This window comes from Palleronia sp. (assembly GCF_042089775.1).
In the GTDB taxonomy this organism is placed as follows: domain Bacteria; phylum Pseudomonadota; class Alphaproteobacteria; order Rhodobacterales; family Rhodobacteraceae; genus Palleronia.
The window spans coordinates 57128-72417 of sequence record NZ_JBELKF010000003.1 but is presented as its reverse complement, the minus strand read 5'-3'; the positions used below and the strand labels follow the sequence as shown (position 1 = coordinate 72417).

The 15290-nt window shown below is 67.3% G+C and carries 16 protein-coding genes; 6 read left to right on the top strand and 10 right to left on the bottom strand.

Annotation, left to right across the window (positions count from 1 at the left end):
- Positions 1-40: 40 nt before the first annotated feature.
- Positions 41-625, top strand: coding sequence for a lytic transglycosylase (locus ACFDS3_RS01870; protein ID WP_375260638.1), 585 nt, complete (start codon positions 41-43; stop codon positions 623-625).
- On the opposite strand, the gene ACFDS3_RS01865 is transcribed toward ACFDS3_RS01870, so the two are convergent.
- Positions 622-1236: an outer membrane lipoprotein carrier protein LolA gene (locus tag ACFDS3_RS01865; RefSeq protein ID WP_375260637.1), complete on the bottom strand. Its 615-nt coding sequence runs from the start codon at positions 1234-1236 to the stop codon at positions 622-624. The genes ACFDS3_RS01870 and ACFDS3_RS01865 overlap by 4 nt on opposite strands.
- Before the next feature lie 172 nt (positions 1237-1408).
- Between ACFDS3_RS01865 and dps the strand changes: the two genes are divergently transcribed.
- Entirely contained in the window at positions 1409-1900 is a 492-nt protein-coding gene (gene dps / locus ACFDS3_RS01860) for a DNA starvation/stationary phase protection protein Dps (protein ID WP_375260636.1), read from the top strand.
- Positions 1901-1968: 68 nt separating this feature from the next.
- Here the strand turns inward: dps and ACFDS3_RS01855 are convergent, their stop codons facing one another.
- The 3 genes from ACFDS3_RS01855 to ACFDS3_RS01845 all read right to left on the bottom strand — a co-directional run bounded on the left by ACFDS3_RS01855 (position 1969) and on the right by ACFDS3_RS01845 (position 7639).
- Positions 1969-5013, bottom strand: coding sequence for a DNA translocase FtsK 4TM domain-containing protein (locus ACFDS3_RS01855; protein WP_375260635.1), 3045 nt, complete (start codon positions 5011-5013; stop codon positions 1969-1971).
- Positions 5014-5023: 10 nt separating this feature from the next.
- A complete protein-coding gene (locus tag ACFDS3_RS01850; protein WP_375260685.1) occupies positions 5024-6193 on the bottom strand; it encodes an aminotransferase class I/II-fold pyridoxal phosphate-dependent enzyme in 1170 nt (389 codons plus the stop codon).
- A gap of 120 nt (positions 6194-6313) precedes the next feature.
- On the bottom strand, positions 6314-7639 hold the full coding sequence (locus tag ACFDS3_RS01845) for an amidase (protein WP_375260634.1): 1326 nt from the start codon (positions 7637-7639) through the stop codon (positions 6314-6316).
- A gap of 34 nt (positions 7640-7673) precedes the next feature.
- Between ACFDS3_RS01845 and ACFDS3_RS01840 the strand changes: the two genes are divergently transcribed.
- Entirely contained in the window at positions 7674-8918 is a 1245-nt protein-coding gene (locus tag ACFDS3_RS01840) for a UbiH/UbiF/VisC/COQ6 family ubiquinone biosynthesis hydroxylase (RefSeq protein ID WP_375260633.1), read from the top strand.
- Positions 8919-8921: 3 nt separating this feature from the next.
- Here ACFDS3_RS01840 and ACFDS3_RS01835 read toward each other — a convergent pair whose 3' ends face one another.
- From ACFDS3_RS01835 to ACFDS3_RS01820, 4 genes are all read right to left on the bottom strand, one after another.
- Positions 8922-9095, bottom strand: a complete 174-nt coding sequence (locus tag ACFDS3_RS01835) for a Trm112 family protein (protein ID WP_375260632.1) — start codon at positions 9093-9095, stop codon at positions 8922-8924.
- Positions 9092-9730, bottom strand: coding sequence for an LON peptidase substrate-binding domain-containing protein (locus ACFDS3_RS01830; protein WP_375260631.1), 639 nt, complete (start codon positions 9728-9730; stop codon positions 9092-9094). The genes ACFDS3_RS01835 and ACFDS3_RS01830 overlap by 4 nt, the downstream gene beginning before the upstream one ends.
- A gap of 44 nt (positions 9731-9774) precedes the next feature.
- Complete coding sequence (trxA, locus tag ACFDS3_RS01825) at positions 9775-10698, bottom strand: thioredoxin (protein ID WP_375260630.1); 924 nt, start codon at positions 10696-10698, stop codon at positions 9775-9777.
- A gap of 67 nt (positions 10699-10765) precedes the next feature.
- Positions 10766-11548 carry an exodeoxyribonuclease III gene (locus ACFDS3_RS01820; RefSeq protein WP_375260629.1) on the bottom strand — a complete coding sequence of 261 codons (783 nt, stop codon included), beginning with the start codon at positions 11546-11548 and terminating at the stop codon, positions 10766-10768.
- 115 nt (positions 11549-11663) lie between these two features.
- Between ACFDS3_RS01820 and ACFDS3_RS01815 the strand changes: the two genes are divergently transcribed.
- Positions 11664-12182: a hypothetical protein gene (locus ACFDS3_RS01815; protein WP_375260628.1), complete on the top strand. Its 519-nt coding sequence runs from the start codon at positions 11664-11666 to the stop codon at positions 12180-12182.
- 25 nt (positions 12183-12207) lie between these two features.
- On the opposite strand, the gene ACFDS3_RS01810 is transcribed toward ACFDS3_RS01815, so the two are convergent.
- Complete coding sequence (locus ACFDS3_RS01810) at positions 12208-12894, bottom strand: response regulator transcription factor (protein ID WP_375260627.1); 687 nt, start codon at positions 12892-12894, stop codon at positions 12208-12210.
- Positions 12895-13034: 140 nt separating this feature from the next.
- Here ACFDS3_RS01810 and ribA point away from each other — a divergent pair, with 140 nt between their 5' ends.
- Together ribA and ACFDS3_RS01800 are read left to right on the top strand one after the other, a co-directional pair.
- Entirely contained in the window at positions 13035-14105 is a 1071-nt protein-coding gene (ribA, locus tag ACFDS3_RS01805) for a GTP cyclohydrolase II (RefSeq protein WP_375260626.1), read from the top strand.
- On the top strand, positions 14102-14593 hold the full coding sequence (locus ACFDS3_RS01800; protein ID WP_375260625.1) for a L,D-transpeptidase: 492 nt from the start codon (positions 14102-14104) through the stop codon (positions 14591-14593). The genes ribA and ACFDS3_RS01800 overlap by 4 nt, the downstream gene beginning before the upstream one ends.
- On the opposite strand, the gene ACFDS3_RS01795 is transcribed toward ACFDS3_RS01800, so the two are convergent.
- Positions 14590-15243: a YggS family pyridoxal phosphate-dependent enzyme gene (locus ACFDS3_RS01795; RefSeq protein WP_375260624.1), complete on the bottom strand. Its 654-nt coding sequence runs from the start codon at positions 15241-15243 to the stop codon at positions 14590-14592. The genes ACFDS3_RS01800 and ACFDS3_RS01795 overlap by 4 nt on opposite strands.
- Positions 15244-15290 lie beyond the last annotated feature (47 nt).

Sequence of the window (15290 nt, the reverse complement as noted above, 5' to 3'; positions counted from 1 at the left end):
ACAAAACACGCCAAAAAAAACGATCAATCGAGCAGGTTTCATGAGCAGACACGTCCGTGCGCTGATCCTTCTGCTGTTCGTCGCGTCCTGCGGCAGCACCGAGGGCACAGCCCCCCGAAATCTTGAGAATGCATGCGACATTCTCAACGAGCGGCCCCATTACCTGCGCGCCATGCGCCGGACCGAACGCAAGTGGGGCGTCCCAGTGGCCGTGCAGATGGCCACGATCCACCAGGAATCGAAGTTCATCGGCAATGCCCGTACCCCCCTGCGCTACACGTTGGGGGTGATCCCGATGGGTCGGCAAAGTTCGGCCTACGGCTACAGCCAGGCGCTGGACGGTACCTGGGCCGAATACAAGCAGAAGCAAAGCCGCCCCCGCGCGAAGCGCGATAATATCAACGACGCCACCGATTTCATGGGCTGGTACATGCACCAGACACAGACCGGCCTTGGCGTGTCGAAGCGCGACGCCAAGAACCAGTACCTTGCCTATCACGAGGGGCGGTCGGGCTATGCGCGCGGCAGCTACAACGCCAAGCCGTGGCTTCTGACCGTGTCGGACAAGGTGCAGACGCGGGCGATCCTCTACGAGAACCAGCTCCGCGCCTGCCGCAAGCTTTAGCCGCCGCGCTTGCTGATCTCGGTCGGGATCGAGAAGTAGGTGGCGGGCAGGTTGCCGACGGGCTGGAGCCCCGACAGGGCGGTCGTCGTGCGGTTGCCCTGTCCGTCGATCACCACCCACTGGCGCAGCGTCATCGGGTTGTCGGTGAACACCAGCTCCAGCGCGCCGTATTGCGGCCGCTGCGGGTCCTGAACCGTGACGATGGTCTTGTTGCCCTCCTGGCGGTGGCCCTGAAGCATCCCCGCCTGGCCGAGATTCACGTTCTGGCCGAGGATGATCGACAGCGGCGTCTGGCTCAGCGGATAGGTCTCGGGGTTCACGCTGTTCGACCGGCCGTCGAACACCGCGACCGAGCCGCCACCGGCCATGACCAGATCCTCGACCGGGGGATCGTAATCGAACCGCAACCGGCCGGGGCGGTGGAGGTACAGCGTCCCCGTCGAGGTCGAGCCGTCACTGTTGATCTGCGTGAACTTGGCCTGCGCGGTCGTCAGGCTGTTGAGGTACTGCGACAGGCGCGACAGCGGGATCGGCGCGGCCAGGGCCGGTCTTGCGACAGCCAGACCGGCGGTGGCGGCCGATGCGGCGACGAATGTTCTGCGGGTGAGCATGTGGGACTCCGGGTCTTGGGTTCGCATTCGATATAGGCAACCTGCCGCAGGACGCCATCGTCATCCCATAACCGTGCGTCGTCATCGCGGGGAACCGCCCCGACACCTGCCGCTTTGACTGGGAAAGGGGCGTGTTGCGCCCCACCGTTTTCATTTCGATGAAGGAGGCACCATGCCCGAAGCATTTGTCCAAGGCCTGAACGACAACACACGCTTCAAGGTCGTCGACGTGCTGAACGCCCGTCTCAGCGACGTGATCTCGCTGGCGCTGGCGACGAAGCAGGCGCACTGGAACCTGCGCGGCCCCGGCTTCATCGGCGTGCACGAGCTGCTCGACGAAGTGGCGGACCGCCTGCGCGAAAGCTCGGACCTGATCGCCGAGCGCGCCGTGATCCTTGGCGGGTTCGCCGACGGCACGGCCGAGGTGGTCGCCGAGAAGACGACCATGAAGCCCTACCCGCTGAACGAGCGGGACCTTCAGGTCCATCTCGAGGCGCTGCGCGAGCGGTTCCTGGACGTGGGCGCCAAGATCCGCGCCGCCATCGACGAGGCGGGCGAGATCGGCGACGACGACACCGAAGACCTGTTCACCGAGGTTTCGCGCCAGATCGACAAGGACGCGTGGTTCATCGCCGCGAACATGCCCGAGCCGTCGAACGCCTGATCCAGAGGTTGAACGGCCAAACGCCCGGCGCGGGTCCTCCCCCGCGCCGGGCGTTTTTTGTTCTGCGGTCAGTTCACCTCGGGGACGAGGACCTCGCGCTTGCCCACATGGTTCGCGCTGGAGACCACGTTCTGATCCTCCATCTGCTCAACGAGGCGCGCGGCCTTGTTGTAGCCGATACCCAGCTTGCGCTGGATATAGCTGGTCGAGCACTTGCGATCCTTCGCGACGATCGCGACCGCCTGGTCGTAGAGCGCGTCGTCGCCCTCCCGGCCCGATCCGCCCCCGCCGGCAAGGCCGAGGACCGCGTCAATGTCGCTTTCCTTGTCCTCGTCGGGCCCCTCGACCACGCCGGACTTGTAGTCGGGTGGACCGAAGCTCTTGAGGTAGTTGACGATTTCCTCGACTTCCTCGTCCGAGCAGAAGGGCCCGTGGACGCGGGTGATCTTGGACCCGCCCGCCATGTAAAGCATGTCGCCCATGCCCAGAAGCTGCTCGGCCCCCTGCTCGCCCAGAATGGTCCGGCTGTCGATTTTCGAGGTCACGCTGAACGAGATCCGCGTGGGGAAGTTCGCCTTGATCGTGCCGGTGATGACGTCCACCGACGGGCGCTGCGTCGCCATGATGAGGTGGATGCCGCTGGCTCGTGCCATCTGCGCGAGACGCTGGATACAGGCTTCGATTTCCTTGCCGGCGACCATCATCAGGTCGGCCATCTCGTCAACGACCACGACGATGAAGGGCAGGATCTCGGGCTGGATCTCTTCGGTCTCGAACACCGGCTCACCGGTCTCGTCGTCGAAGCCGGTCTGCACCGTGCGCTCGAACAGTTCGCCCTTCTTCAGCGCGTCGCGGACGCGGGCGTTGTAGCCCTCGATGTTGCGGACGCCCATCTTGGACATCTTGCGGTAGCGGTCCTCCATCTCGGCCACGACCCATTTCAGGGCGACGACGGCCTTCTTGGGGTCCGTGACCACGGGCGACAGCAGGTGCGGAATGCCGTCATAGACCGACAGTTCCAGCATCTTCGGGTCGATCATGATCATCCGGCACTCTTCCGGCGTCAGCCGGTAGAGCAGCGACAGGATCATCGTGTTGATCGCCACGGATTTGCCCGAACCGGTGGTGCCCGCGATCAGCAGGTGGGGCATCTTGGCAAGGTTCGCGACGATCGGATCGCCACCGATATCCTTGCCGAGCGCGAGCGGAAGCTGGTGCTTGGCGTTGTCGAACTCGCGCGACGACAGGATCTCGCGCAGGACGCAGATCTCGCGATTCTCGTTGGGCAGTTCAATGCCGATGACCGACCGGCCGGGCACCGTCGACACCCGCGCCGACAGGGCCGACATCGACCGGGCGATGTCGTCGGCCAGGCCGATGACACGGCTGGCCTTCAGACCCGGCGCGGGTTCGAGTTCGTACATCGTGACGACGGGGCCGGGACGGACGCTGACGATCTCGCCCTTCACACCGTAATCGTCGAGCACCGTTTCCAGCATCCGGGCGTTCTCTTCCAGCGCCTCGTCGGACAGCACGTGGCGTTCGACCGTCTTGGGGTCGGTCAGAAGGTGCAGGGGCGGATGCTCGTAGGCGGCCTCGCGTTCGTCGAAGGACAGGCCGGGCTGCGCCTCGGCCTCGGCGCGCTTGGACGGGCGGAACGGCTTGTTCTGGACGTGCTGCACCTTGGCCTTCGGGGCCTCACGCTCGACCCTAGGGGCAAAACGCGGGGCCATCGGGGTGACGGGCACGGTGCCGGGCTCTGGCAGTTCGGAGGCAGGGAAGCTCTGCTCCTCGGCTTCGTCCTCCTCAATATCGCAGGGGGGCACGTAGGCAGCCTCGTCGTAGTCCTCCGGCTCGGGCGCGTGGTGCAGATCGTGGTGCGGCTGCTCCATGTCCGCCTCGGCCACGTAGGCGTCGGGTTCGGGCGGCATCTCGACCGGGGCTTCGGGCGCCGGCTTGAACAGCAGCGGCTGGGGTCCGCGGGGGTGCTTGCGACCTTTGATGCTGGGCTCGACCCGGCGGTGACCCAGCCCCGTGCGGGACCGCGCGCGGCTGCGGATCGCGTCCGTGATCTTGCCCGCGATGCGGTCGTCGCCGGCATCGGGCTCCGGCATCTCGACCTCGGGGAGGAATTCGGGCGCGTCCGTCGTCTTCAGGCCAAGCCTGCCGCCAAGGCGGGTCAGGAAGCCGGGCGCCTCCGCAGGCTCGGCGTCGTGGTCGTCATCGAAGGGGCGGAAGCCGTCATCCTCGTCCCGGTCATCGCCGAACTCGGGCCAATCGTGCTCGATCGGGGCGGGCGCACGAAGGACTCGCGGCATCGGCGCCGCAACAGGGGCAGCGTCGAACACGTCATCCTCGTCGTCCTCGACCTCGGTCACGCGCCGTTCGGCCCGCGCCTCGCGCACCGCACGCGTCCGCTCCGCAGCCGCGCGGGCCCCGGCCGTCACGCCCTGCGCCAGCCCCCGCTGACCAAACCCCAGAAGAGCGACGAGGCTGGCATAGCTGACGACTGTGCTACGGACGAGCCAGCGACCGATGCCGGAAAGTTCGGTCCGGGTGAAGCCGAGCACGAAGGCCCCCATCAGCCAAGTCGCAACCATCACCAGAAGCGCGGTCATCTTCAGCCCGAATGCACCCTGCACGCCCACGAGGCCCAGAAGCGCGCCCAGCGCCATGTCGCCGAACATGCCGCCGAGGCCAAAGCTCTGCCCCCAGTCAGGCCCCGGCGCATGGGTTGCCAGGTAGACCGACACCAGCGCAATGCCGATCGGCACGAAGACGGCGCGCGACAGGGCGCGATAGGCGCCGGTATGGATCAGGAACCGTCCGCCCCAGACGAACAGAGCGGCCGGGATGCCCCAAGCGCCAAGGCCCGCGATGATGATCATGGGCGAGGCGATCGAAGCGCCCATGCGGCCAAAGACGTTCTGCGCGGGTTCCGAGGTTGCGGCGAGCCACGAGGGGTCGTCGGGCACGTAGCTGCCCAACATCAGCGCCAGCACCACCCCGGCACCTAACAGCGCCAGGCCGATCAGCTCGCGGCCGCGTTTTTCCAGAATTTCCTGCGTGTCGCTGTCGAAGAGCGGGCTTCGGCTGCGTGTCTGATAGGCCATCCTGTTCCTCTTACCCATAGAGACAGGCGCGGAGCTTCCTCAGCCCCTGCCTCACTTCATCTTCACTGGCGACCAAGGCCACCCTCACAAACCCTGCGCCGGGGTTCTCCCCACGCACCTCACGACTGAGATAGGCGCCCGGCAAGGCGCGAATGCCAGTCTGCTGCCACAGTTTCAGGACCGCCGCCTCGCCATCCTCGACCGGAAGCCAAAGGAAGAACCCGGCCTCGGGCGGGACATAGCCCGGCACGTCGCCGAGGATCTCGTCGGCAATGGCGAACTTGGTGACATAGCGGGCGCGCGAGGCCTCGACATGCGCCTCGTCGGCCCAGGCCCGGGCGCTGACCGCCTGGATCGGGCCGGGCAGCGGCGCACCGGCAAAGGCACGCAGCTGCTTGAGGCGCGCCATCGACTTCGGCCCGCCCGCGGCAAAGCCCGAGCGCAGGCCGGGCAGGTTCGACCGCTTGGACAGCGAGTGAAAGATCACCACCCGCTCGGGATCGGCGCCCATCTCGGCGGCGACTTCCATCGCGCCCGGAGGCGGGGTGCCGCGATAGACCTCGGAGTAGCACTCGTCCGCGAAGATGCGGAAATCGTGCTTCTCGGCCAGTGCGATGAGGTCGCGCCAGTAACCGCGATCCGCCACGGCGCCCTGCGGGTTCGAGGGCGAGCAGATATAGGCAATCGCCGTCCGCTCCAGTACCTCGGGCGAGAGGCCGGCGTAGTCCGGCAGGAATCCCGTCTCGCGCGTGGCGGGCACGTAGATCGGATCGGCCCCCATCGCCAGCGCGGCGACGGCATAGACCTGATAGAACGGGTTCGGCGTCAGCACGACCGGCGCACCCTCGGGGCAGAGCGCGACGGCGGCGTTGAACAGCCCCTCACGCGTGCCGTTCAGGGGCAGGACCTGCGTGCCGCCTTCGACGGTCACGCCATATCGGCGGTCCAGCCAACCGGCGATCTCGGTCTGAAGTGTGGGCGTGCCGTCATTGGCGGGATAGCGGGCGAAGTCGCCAATCGACTCGACCATCACGTCGGCAAGGAAGGCCGGCGGATCGTGACGCGGCTCGCCGATGGACATGTGCAGCACCGGGCCGCCCGCCTCGTGATGGTCGAGCAGGGTGCGCAGACGCGGAAATGCGTAGTCGGGCAGAGCCTCGAACCGCCTGGGATACTGCATCATGTGCCTCAAATCCGGGGTCTTTCGCCCCATTCGTTGAAAGCAACCTAGCGCGCCGCGGCGCCAGTGGTCCAGAAAATGACCGGCCCCCGCCCACCCGGTCGGGCTTGCCTGTGTCTTTTAGGCAAGCGCCGATTCGACGGCCCGGCCAATCCGAAGCAGCCGCGCCTCGGTCCGGGGCGGCGTCTGGATCAGCAGCCCGACGGAGGGCGCACCCGTTGGGACGCTCAGCCCCGGCAGACCCATGAGGTTGCCGATGCGCGTGTTCCTGAGCGTCAGGAGGTTGCGCGCGACATAGTAGTCGCTGTCGGCTTCCAGCCGTGCGGCCTCGGGCGGAAGGATCGGGCAGGTCGGCAGCAGGACAGCGTCATAGCCGGCGGTCTCGCGCAGATACTCTGCCCGCAGCTTGTCCAGCAGGGTCCGGGCGGCGACGTAATCTGCTGCGCCGAACTCGCGGCCGCCCCGGAACCGCTCGCGCACCTGAGCGAACATCAGGTCGGGCTTGGCTTCGATCACATCGCGCCAGATGCCGTAGGCCTCGGCGGCGAAGAGCGTCGCCGACAGCGGCATCGCCCGCTCGACCGAGGGCGCCTCGCCGCGCTCGATCCGGGCACCGGCGCGCGACAGGCGGTCGAGTGCATCGTCGAACGCAGCGCCGACCGGTCCCTCGAGCCCTTCCATCGCGGCGGTCTCGAGCACCATGAACCGCTTGCCCGCCAGCGGCTCGCCAGCGAGATCCGGCGCGGGGCCACCCATCGCGCCCAACAGAAGCGCGCAATCCTCGACCGTGCGGGCAATCGGCCCGAGCGTGTCGAAAGACGGGCACAGCGGCACCACGCCCCGCATCGGCAGCACGCCGTGGGTGGCCTTGAGCCCCACGAGATCGTTCCACGCGGCGGGCACCCGGATCGAGCCGCCCGTGTCGGACCCGATCGCCCCCGCCGCCAGCCCGAAGGCCACCGATGCCGCCGCGCCCGAGGACGAGCCGCCGGAAACCGCCGCCGAGTCGTTCACGCAAGGCGGCGTCGCGGTCGAGGGGTTCAGGCCGAGACCCGAGAACGCGAGTTCGCTCATGTGGGTCTTGCCAAGGCACACGAGCCCCTCGGCCGATGCGTGCGCCAGAACGTCCGCGTCCTGCGCCGGCACGCGCCCCTTCAGCAGGCGGCTACCGGCTTCTGTCGCGATCCCGGCCGTGTCGTAGAGGTCCTTCCACGAGATCGGCACCCCGTCGAGCAGCCCTCTGCGCACCCCGGCCTGCGCACGTTTTCGCGCGGCAGCAGCCTCGGCCCGGGCGCGGTCGGGGGTGGCGCGGGCGTAGATGCGGGGGGACAGGTCGTGACCGTCGATCGCGGACAGCGCGGCCTCGGTCAGGTCGACGGGATCGATCCGCCCTTCGCCGATCCCGCGGCCCAGCTCGGCCGCACTTTTCCCTGCCCAGTCGCTCATCCCCGTCCCTTTCCCTGTCGCGTCACAGGCGCGCATGGACAATCGCGCCCGTCGCGCCATAGTCCGGCGTATGGACCATGATGTCATTCTCGCCGGGGGCGGCCTCGCGGGCTCGGCCCTCGCAATCGCCCTGTCGCAAACCGGCCTCTCGGTGGCTCTTGTCGACCCCGTTCCGGCAAAGACCCGCGGGGCCGAATGGTTCGACGGGCGCAGCTATGCATTGTCGATCGGCTCGCGCAACCTGCTTGGCGCCATCGGCGTCTGGGGTGCGGTCGCGGCGGATGCGCAGCCGATCCTCGACATCCGCGTCTCGGACGGCCGCGCCGGAGAGGGGCCGTCGCCCCTGACCCTCCATTTCGACCATGCCGAAATCGAGGAAGGCCCGATGGGCCACATGGTCGAGGACCGCCACCTGCGCCCCGCGCTGCTGAACGCTCTGGCCGACGTAACCCTGATCGAGGCCGGAGTGACGGCGCAAGAGGCCGGGCCTGCGGGTGTCCGCGTGACGCTGACCAATGGCGACAGCCTGAGCGCCCGCGTCCTGATCGGCTGCGACGGAAAGCGGTCCGCCGTGGCGCAGCGGGCGGGCATCCGGCGCACGGGATGGGACTATGGACAGTCGGCGTTGGTCGCCGCAATCTCGCACGAGGTCGACCACGGGGGCGTGGCGCACCAGTTCTTCATGCCCGAGGGGCCGCTGGCGATCCTGCCGCTGAAGGACAACCGTGCCTCGATCGTCTGGACCGAAAGGCGCGATCGGGCCAAAGCGATCACCGCCCTGCCCGATGCCGACTACCTCGACGTGCTGCGCCCGCGTTTCGGGGACTTCCTGGGTGATATCGCGCTGGCCGGGGCGCGATTCACCTATCCATTGGGCCTGTCGGTCGCCAATCGTTTCGCCGCGCCGCGCGTCGCGCTGGCAGGTGATGCCGCGCACGCCGTCCACCCCATCGCCGGGCAGGGACTGAATGCGGGTCTGAAGGACGTGGCGGCGCTAGCCGAGGTTCTGGCCCTCGCGAAGCGCCGGGGCGAAGATATCGGACGGCTCGACGTGCTGGAGCGGTACGAGCGCTGGCGGCGGTTCGATGTGGCGACGCTGGCGCTGTCGACGGACGCGGTAAACCGCCTGTTTTCGAACGACAATCCGGCCGTGCGATTGGCCCGCAACCTGGGGCTGGCGGCAGTTCAGCGGCTGTCCGGCCTGCGCCGCGGCTTCATCCGCGAGGCTGCGGGACTGACCGGCGATAACCCCAAGCTGCTGCAGGGGCGGCCGATCTAAGCCTCAGTCATCCAGAACCCGTGCCTCGTCGCGCAGCATGATCGGAATGCCCTCGCGGATCGGGTAGGCAAGGTTCGCCGCCTTCGAGATCAGCTCCTGCCGCTCGGCATCGTAGCTCAGCATGGCGTGGGTCTGGGGGCAGACCAGCGATTCCAGCATCTTACGGTCGGCGCTCATTGCAGCCTCTCGTCGCCGCCGCCCGCAAGGGCGAATTCGATCAGGGTCACTAGCGTCTCGCGCCGTGTCTCGAGCGTCGGCGCCTCGAGCAGCGCCTGCTTGTCCTCGGGCTCGAACGGGCAGAGCATCGACAGCGCGTTGATCAGAAGCTCGTCCTCTGCCTCGCCCAGCGATTCCCAGTCGGTCTTCAGCTCTTCGGCCTGGAAATAGCGACCGAGCAGGCCCAGGAACCGCTTGCGGTCAAGCTGCGGGTCCTTCTCAGACGCGCCGAGGTCCCGCTCGAATCCCTCCCACGCCACGTCGCACGTCCGGTAGGGCGTGAACCCCTCGACCTCTTCGCGGATGCGGAAGCGCGAGATGCCCGAAAGGGTGATCATGTAGCGACCGTCCTCGGTCTCGCTCAGCCCGGTCAGGCGACCGGCGCAGCCAATGCTTTGCAGGCGCGGCTCACCGGCGGGAACTTCGCGGGGCTGGACCATGCCGATCAGCCGGTGAGAGGTTTTCATGCAATCCTCCACCATCGCCAGGTAGCGCGGTTCGAAGATGTGCAGCGGCAATCGTCCCCGGGGCAGAAGCAGCGCGCCCGGCAGGGGAAAGATCGGAATAGTCTGAGGAAGATCCGCGGGATGGAGCATGAAGGGGCAGGTAGTCCGCCCCCCCGCCCCAGGCAAACGCCGTATCAGGCAAATATCATCGACGACAGGCGACGCCTGCCCTTCAGCGCGACCGGGTCCTTGGCCGGCAGCGCATCGAAGATCGTGATGAGCTGCGCCCGCGCGGCCCCCTCGTTCCATTCGCGATCGCGGCGGAAGAGTTCGAGAAGCTGATCCACCGCCTCTTCCGTCCGGCCCTTCGCATGCAGCGCCTGAGCCAGGTCGAAGCGCGCCTGGTGGTCGTCGGGATTGGCCTCGACCTTGGCAGTCAGCTCGTCCACCGGCCCGGCCGCGGCGCCCTGCTTGGCAAGCTCAAGCTGCGCGTGCGCGGCGTCGAGCTCGGGGGCCTTGGCGATCGAGGCGTCGGCGCCGTTCAGGATCGCCTCGGCCTGGTCGAGGTCGCCCATTGCGATGTGGGCGCGGACGAGGCCGGCATAGGCGGCGGGGTGGTTCGGCTCTTCGCCCAGGATCGCGGCGAAGGTCTGAGCGGCATCGGTGGCCGCCCCCTGCTCCAGCATCTCTTCGGCCGCGGCGACGGCCTCATCCAGCCCACCATCAGGGGCGTCACCGCCGGCCTGGGCGATCAGGCGGTCGACGAAGGCCTTGATCTCGGATTGCGGTACGGCGCCCTGGAAACCGTCGACGGGCTGGCCCTTGTAGAAGGCATAGACGGTCGGGATTGACTGGATACGAAGCTGCGCCGCGATCTGCTGGGCCTGGTCCACGTCGACCTTCACCATCTTGACCGCACCCTTGGCGGCGCGCACGGCGTCCTCGAGCATCGGGCCCAAGGTCTTGCAGGGGCCGCACCACGGCGCCCAGAAGTCGACGATCACCGGGACCTCCTGGCTGGCCTCGACAACGTCGGCCATGAAGGTCGCCTCGGTCGTGTCCTTGATGAGGTCGTCGCCCCCGGGCTGCGGCTGCCCGCCCATCAGATCGATCACCATGTCCGTTCCCCTCGCGATTTCGTGCGTTGCGCCTGAAATGGGCCGCGCGGACCCGTTACGCAAGCCTTCAGAGGTCGAAGGTGGCGAAGACAGGCACGTGGTCCGACGGCTTCTCCCACCCGCGGGCATCGCGCAGGACGCGGCTGGAATGCGCGGCGTTGGCGATGTCGGCCGAGGCCCAGACGTGGTCCAGCCGGCGTCCCTTGTCGGCCGCATCCCAATCCTTGGCACGGTACGACCACCAGGAATAGAGCTTGCCGTCGGGGATGTCGGCGCGGGTGACGTCCGCCCAGCCGCCGGCCTCCTGCGTCTCGGCCAGTTGCGCGACCTCGACCGGCGTGTGGCTGACGACCTTCAGGAGCTGCTTGTGCGACCAGACGTCGTCTTCGCGGGGCGCGATGTTCAGGTCGCCCACGAGGATCGACCGCTCGGGACGCTCGGCGCGAAAGGCGTCGCGCATGGCGGTCAGGTAGTCGAGCTTCTGGCCGAACTTTTCGTTCACCTCGCGGTCCGGCACATCGCCGCCGGCGGGGACATAGTAGTTGTGCACCACCACACCGTTCTCGAGCCGGGCCGAAACGTGGCGCGCGTGGCCGAGATCGGCGTGGTCGAAGGCACTGACCTCCTCGATCGGCCGCTTCGACAGGATCGCGACGCCGTTGTAGCCCTTTTGCCCCCGCGCCACGATGTGAGGGTATCCGAGCCCTTCGAACGAGGGCACCTTTTCGACCGGAGACTTGCACTCCTGCAGGCACAGGACGTCGGGCGCTTCCTCGCGCAGCAGGCGCTCGACGAGGGCCGCGCGCAGGCGGACGGAGTTGATGTTCCAGGTGCAGATGGTGAAGGGCATTTTCTCTCCTCAGGGCGCCGCGGGCTTCCTCCTATCCCCGACGTGACCGCTTGTCACCGGAACGCCGGGCCGGGCCGGATGTTGGTTCCCGGACCAAGCGAAAAAGGAGACCCCAATGCGCCACGCGCTGACCGCCCTCGCCCTTGCCCTGCCACTTCCGGCCCTCGCCCAGGATCCCGCCACCGTAGGCGCCATGAGCGGCACCCTCGACGGGGTTCAGGTGGCCTACGTCATCGCGGACGGCGCCGATGCCCGTACCGGCTGGCGCGAGATGGAAGAGGGAATCGAGGTCATGCTTGTCGCCTACCCCGCCGACAGCCCGATGAACGATGCCAACGAGGTGACCTTCACCTTCACCGCCGAGACCGCGAGCCGGAACCCCGAGCTGCTGCGCGGCGAAATGGCCTTGAACCGCGACGGCAAGACACTGACAGCCTCGGACGAGGCGATCAATCTCGACCTCGACAACCTTGAGGTCTCAGGCGATTCGCTGCTTTTCACGGGCAATATCCGCGCCACGCTGAGTGCTGGCGAAGAGGACGTCACAGTGGTCGCCGAAGAAGGCACCACTCTGTCGGCCGACATTCAGGCCACGATCATCCGGGCCGAGGAGGCCGACGACCCGGAATCGTGAAGAAAGGGGCCTGCCGGCCCCTTTTTCAGATCGACAGGCGGTAGCCGCCGGTTTCCGTCACCAACAGCCGCGCGTTCGAAGGGTCGGGCTCGATCTTCTGGCGCAGGCGGTAGATGTGAGTCTCCAGCGTGTGAGTCGTCACGCCGGCGTTGTAGCCCCAGACCTCGTGCAGCAGCACGTCCCGCGGCACGACGCCGTCGGGCGCGCGGTAGAGGAACTTGAGAATGTTCGTTTCCTTCTCGGTCAGACGGATCTTGCGATCTGCCTCGTCCACCAGCGTCTTCTGCGCAGGCCGAAAGGAATACGGGCCGAGTTGAAAGATCGCGTCTTCGGACTGCTCGTGCTGGCGCAGCTGGGCACGAATCCGGGCCAAAAGGACCGGGAACTTGAACGGCTTGGTCACATAGTCGTTCGCGCCAGCGTCGAGGCCGAGGATCGTGTCGGCGTCACTGTCATGGCCGGTCAGCATGATGATCGGACACTTGACACCCTGACGACGCATCAGCTTGCACAGTTCGCGACCATCACTGTCGGGCAGGCCGACATCGAGGATAACGAGGTCATAAAGATCGGACCGGGCCCGCTCCATCGCGTGTGCGGCCGAATCGGCTTCGAACACGTCGAAGTCCTCGGTCATCACCAGCTGCTCGCTCAGTGCCTCGCGCAGGTCGTCGTCGTCATCGACCAGCAGAATTTTCTTAAGTTGGCTCATCTTACCCTCCGTGGGGACACAACGCGCAAATGTGAACGTGGTTCAGGGCGCTCAAGGTCTGCGACAAAGACTCACGCGAGCGTTATGAGAAGCGTCGGTTCCAATTCACTTTTACGGCGGCGCATCCTATTCCCGGCGCAATGGATGCGTTTGTCCCCTCTCTGCCCGAACTCGTCGCTCGTGCCCGCGCCGACTTGCGCATGGGCCTGCCCGTCGTGGTCGATGATGGCGACATCCGCGCGCTCGTCGCCGCGGCCGAGGCGCTGTCGGCACCGCGCCTTTCGGCGATGATCGCGGACGGAACGGCCGAACTCGCGCTGACCCACCGCCGGGCCGAGACGCTGAAGATCCGCCTCTATGACGGCGACCTCGTCCGTCTGCCCCTGTCGCCCGACCTGAGACCCGGCGATCTGCAGGCGATGATCGACCCGGCCGAGGATCTGTCGACGCCGCTCAAGGGCCCCTTCAACGCGCGGCGCGAGGGATCGGCCACTTTGGCACGCGCCGGCCTCGCCCTGGCGAAATCGGCGCGAGTCCTGCCGGCGGTTGTCGTGCGGCCCGTGGCGCAGGCCCCTTCCGTGCTGACCCGCCTGCCCCTCGAAGCGATCGCTCCGCAGACCCCTGCAAGGCTGTCATCGGTGGTCAACGCCCGCCTGCCGGTCGCGGCCACCACCGACACGCGGCTGCACATCTTCCGCCCCGACGACGGTAGCGAAGAGCATTACGCGGTCGAGATCGGCCGCCCCGACCGCAGCAAGCCCGTGCTGGCGCGGCTTCACTCGGCCTGCTTCACCGGGGACGTGCTCGGCTCGCTGAAGTGCGACTGCGGACCGCAACTGAATACGGCGCTCGAAGCCATGGCCGCCGCCGGAAGCGGCATCCTTCTGTATCTGAACCAGGAGGGGCGCGGCATCGGCCTCGCCAACAAGATGCGGGCCTACGCGCTGCAGGACCAAGGATTCGACACGGTCGAGGCGAACCATCGCCTGGGCTTCGACGATGACGAACGCGACTTCGGGCTGGGCGCGTCCCTTCTGCGCGAGATGGGTGTCGGGCAGGTGCGCCTGATGACGAACAATCCCCGCAAGGTCGCGCAGCTTCAGGCCAAGGGCATCGAAGTCGTCGAGCGTGTACCCCTCTGGGTCGGCGAGACGCGCTTCAACCGCGACTACCTTCGCATCAAATCCGAGAAATCGGGGCACATGACATGACACCGCACGACCTGGTCCTTACGCCAGCCGGCCTCCGCCTTGGCGGCCGCCGCATCCCCTGCACCATCGGCCGCGGCGGCATCACCGACGACAAGCAAGAAGGCGACGGTGCGACGCCAAGCGGCATGCACCGGCTTGCGGGCGTACTCTATCGTCCGGATCGCGTCGCTCCGCCGGTGCCGTGGGCGATCCCGATCGGGCTGCAGGACATCTGGTCGGACGATCCGACGGACCCCCGCTACAACCGGATGTCACGAGGCCCCTCGCCTTTCAGCCACGAGCGGTTGCGGCGGGCCGATCCGCTGTATGATCTGGTGATCCTGACCGACTGGAACTGGCCCGATGCGGTGCCGGGCCGCGGGTCGGCGATCTTCCTGCACCGCTGGCGTCGCCCCGGCTACCCGACCGAGGGCTGCGTCGCAATGGAACCGGCGGACCTTGCGTGGGTTGCCGGGCGCCTGACGCCTGACACGCGGCTGATCGTCTAGGGCGCGGGCCGCTTGCCGAAGATGGCCGAGCCCACGCGGATGCAGGTCGCGCCCTGGGCGATCGCCTTCTCGAAGTCAGCGCTCATCCCCATCGACAGTCCGTCGAGCCCGTTCCGCCCGGCGATCTTGCGCAGCAGGGCGAAGTGCAGGCTCGGCTCTTCATCCAAGGGCGGGATGCACATCAGGCCGCGGATCGGCAGGTCCATCTTGCGGCATTCGGCGACGAAGGCGTCGGTCTCGCGCGGGGAGATGCCGGCCTTCTGGTCCTCCTCCCCCGTATTGACCTGGACGTAGAGGTCGGGGCACTGCCCAATCTCTTGTGCCAGGCGCGCCAGCGCGGTCGCAAGCTTCGGCCGGTCGAGCACCTGGATCACGTCGAACAGCTCCATCGCAGCGCGGGCCTTGTTGGTCTGCAACGGCCCGATGAGATGAAGCCGCACATCTCCGAACCGCTCACGGAAGCCGGGCCACTTGCCCTGCGCCTCCTGCACGCGGTTCTCGCCGAAGACACGGTGGCCTTCGTCCAGCAAAGCCTCGACCCGTTCGTCAGGCTGCTTTTTCGAGACGGCGACCAGCTCGATCTCCTGCACAGAGCGGCCGGCTTTCTCGGCGGCAGTCTCGGCGCGCTGACGGATCTCGGCAAGGGACATGGGCGATCCTCCTATCGGCGCTGGTTTTGCCCAAGAGGCGCACAAAA

Bases quoted from the DNA above. Each gene is read 5' to 3' on its own strand.
- ACFDS3_RS01855 (WP_375260635.1), bottom strand. From the start codon at position 5,013: ATGGCCTATCAGACACGCAGCCGAAGCCCGCTCTTCGACAGCGACACG.
- dps (WP_375260636.1), top strand. From the start codon at position 1,409: ATGCCCGAAGCATTTGTCCAAGGCCTGAACGACAACACACGCTTCAAG.
- trxA (WP_375260630.1), bottom strand. From the start codon at position 10,698: ATGGTGATCGATCTGATGGGCGGGCAGCCGCAGCCCGGGGGCGACGAC.
- ACFDS3_RS01795 (WP_375260624.1), bottom strand. From the start codon at position 15,243: ATGTCCCTTGCCGAGATCCGTCAGCGCGCCGAGACTGCCGCCGAGAAA.
- ACFDS3_RS01800 (WP_375260625.1), top strand. From the start codon at position 14,102: ATGACACCGCACGACCTGGTCCTTACGCCAGCCGGCCTCCGCCTTGGC.
- ACFDS3_RS01840 (WP_375260633.1), top strand. From the start codon at position 7,674: ATGGACAATCGCGCCCGTCGCGCCATAGTCCGGCGTATGGACCATGAT.
- ACFDS3_RS01865 (WP_375260637.1), bottom strand. From the start codon at position 1,236: ATGCTCACCCGCAGAACATTCGTCGCCGCATCGGCCGCCACCGCCGGT.
- ACFDS3_RS01815 (WP_375260628.1), top strand. From the start codon at position 11,664: ATGCGCCACGCGCTGACCGCCCTCGCCCTTGCCCTGCCACTTCCGGCC.
- ACFDS3_RS01810 (WP_375260627.1), bottom strand. From the start codon at position 12,894: ATGAGCCAACTTAAGAAAATTCTGCTGGTCGATGACGACGACGACCTG.
- ACFDS3_RS01835 (WP_375260632.1), bottom strand. From the start codon at position 9,095: ATGAGCGCCGACCGTAAGATGCTGGAATCGCTGGTCTGCCCCCAGACC.
- ACFDS3_RS01870 (WP_375260638.1), top strand. From the start codon at position 41: ATGAGCAGACACGTCCGTGCGCTGATCCTTCTGCTGTTCGTCGCGTCC.
- ACFDS3_RS01830 (WP_375260631.1), bottom strand. From the start codon at position 9,730: ATGCTCCATCCCGCGGATCTTCCTCAGACTATTCCGATCTTTCCCCTG.
- ACFDS3_RS01850 (WP_375260685.1), bottom strand. From the start codon at position 6,193: ATGCAGTATCCCAGGCGGTTCGAGGCTCTGCCCGACTACGCATTTCCG.
- ACFDS3_RS01845 (WP_375260634.1), bottom strand. From the start codon at position 7,639: ATGAGCGACTGGGCAGGGAAAAGTGCGGCCGAGCTGGGCCGCGGGATC.
- ACFDS3_RS01820 (WP_375260629.1), bottom strand. From the start codon at position 11,548: ATGCCCTTCACCATCTGCACCTGGAACATCAACTCCGTCCGCCTGCGC.
- ribA (WP_375260626.1), top strand. From the start codon at position 13,035: ATGGATGCGTTTGTCCCCTCTCTGCCCGAACTCGTCGCTCGTGCCCGC.